Raw genomic sequence first — 1,828 nt, 5'->3', positions numbered from 1 at the left:
CTAGCGGCTCGACTGCTTTCCCCGTGATTCCCCGCCCGATCTGGTGCGCTTGTGGTGCAACGGCGAGCTCCTACACCTGTCGCTCGCGGGCGGGTATCCGTGGTACGTTCATCGGCTGCCCACTCGGCAGCAAACCTGCGGTACATGAGGGGGCACTGCTATGCAGACGACAGACGACCACGAGTATGAAACGCCACTGGAACCGGTCTACGGCTTCAATTCCCCTTCTGCGTCAATCACTCTGTACGAAGGGGCCGTTACAAAAGGCGGATCACAAGGTCGCACTGGGAAGATCGAGCTGAAGTTCGCCTCGAAGCCGTCACTTTGCTGGAGTGTCAATCGCGAGGATGCCGACCGCTCAGACTTCGGCAAAGATTCTGTCGAGCTTCGCTTTGATGGACGTAATGGAGAAGTGAGTGCGGAAGCTCATCTCACGGATGCATGTTCTGGATGGATTGGTGAAGTCAAGGTTGGACAGGAGGTTACGCAACTAAAGAAGGTTCTCGTTCACTGGTTCAATCTTCCAAGCATTCCAGGTAGTCATGTACTGGAAGAATCTGGAGACTTTGGAACAGCCTGGTGGACAGGGCGGCTGCGTGCGGAAATATCTGGCTGGGTGCTGGTGCTTGACGCACGCCGAGATTATAGGGAAGCAACTAAGAATTCAAAGGATGGCGACCTCTATGTGATGACGCACGTGATGGAAGCGAAGAGGGCGGACGGAGGGGAATTTTCCGTCAGTGCAGTAAAGGAATTGATTGAATGCATGAGGGTCTGCTTGTCGTTCGGGGTCGGGCGGTGGGTGGCTCCCGGGCTGCCGGTTGGCTTCGACAACAGTGATCGAATCGTCTGGGAGCATTGGGCGTCCCCTATCTGCGATCCGTTCGCTTCAGTCGGGAGTGGTTGGCTCTACGCGGGGAGCTCAAGTGACCTAATCTCCTTGATTGATCGTGGAATGTCTGCACTCTCTGACACGTCCCGGTCCGGAATCACCCGCTTCCAAATGTGCTTGGCCGTCCAGGCTGTCAGCTCGGGGTTCTTGGAGCAGCGTGTCTTGGCTGCTGCTCCGGCCTTGGAGCATCTCGCGTGGTCGAACCTGGTACTTGGACAAAAGATGACTTCGGAGGAGTATCGGGACTGCTATGCAGAGGATAGGTTGCGCTACCTCCTGCAAGACGCAGGAATTCCAATTCAGATCGATTCCAATCTTCTTCCGGGGTTGGCTTCTTTCGCTCGCTCCAGGAATATTGACGGCCCGACAGCCATCACCCGAGTGAGAAATAGCCTTGTGCATCCAAAGGACCCGCACGAGCAAATTTATCGCCACGATGGTCTAATGCTCGACACGTGGTTCTTGTCGCTGCACTACGTGCGTTTGCTCATCTTGCATTCTATTGGATATGCAGGGTCATATACTGAGCTCCACAAGAGGGGCTGGGTTGGGGATACCGAACCTGTTCCTTGGGCTGCAAACATGTCGCCCCGGACTGCGCCGTCCCTGCCTCTGACTAGGTCCGCCACTCGCCGAAGCAGACGAAATCCCCGTCAACGGTGACAGGGAGAAAGCGGCTTGGGGCCAGCATGAGCGGAGAGCGCATGCCAGGCCCGCCAGTTGGCAAGAAGCGCCCCATCCTGTCTGACCGCCACCCCTGGGGGAAACCCATACGGTCGGGGGTCTCTGAGCTGGAGGTTCCCTGCGCGCTGCGGTACGTCAACTGCCGCTGCCGGTCGTCGTCGAAGTGGCCTCGGGGAGCGTCGGACGGCCCAGTGACGGCCCAGGGCGATCACTCATCAGCGGGCCAGCCACTCATCGAGCCGGCCCCTCGCC

General features: G+C 58.0%; 1 protein-coding gene. It reads left to right on the top strand.

Going from position 1 to position 1,828, the window contains the following annotated elements; all coding sequences use genetic code 11:
* The first annotated feature begins 160 nt into the window (after nt 1–160).
* Complete coding sequence (locus AC27LF_RS45350; RefSeq protein ID WP_479662437.1) at nt 161–1,555, top strand: YopA family protein; 1,395 nt, start codon at nt 161–163, stop codon at nt 1,553–1,555.
* Nucleotides 1,556–1,828: the final 273 nt, after the last annotated feature.

Source organism: Streptomyces diversicolor (assembly GCF_057537855.1).
This window is presented reverse-complemented; position numbering and strand designations above follow the sequence as displayed.

What these genes read in the sequence shown, in the direction of transcription:
- AC27LF_RS45350 (WP_479662437.1), top strand. Translation starts at nt 161, where the DNA reads ATGCAGACGACAGACGACCACGAGTATGAAACGCCACTGGAACCGGTC.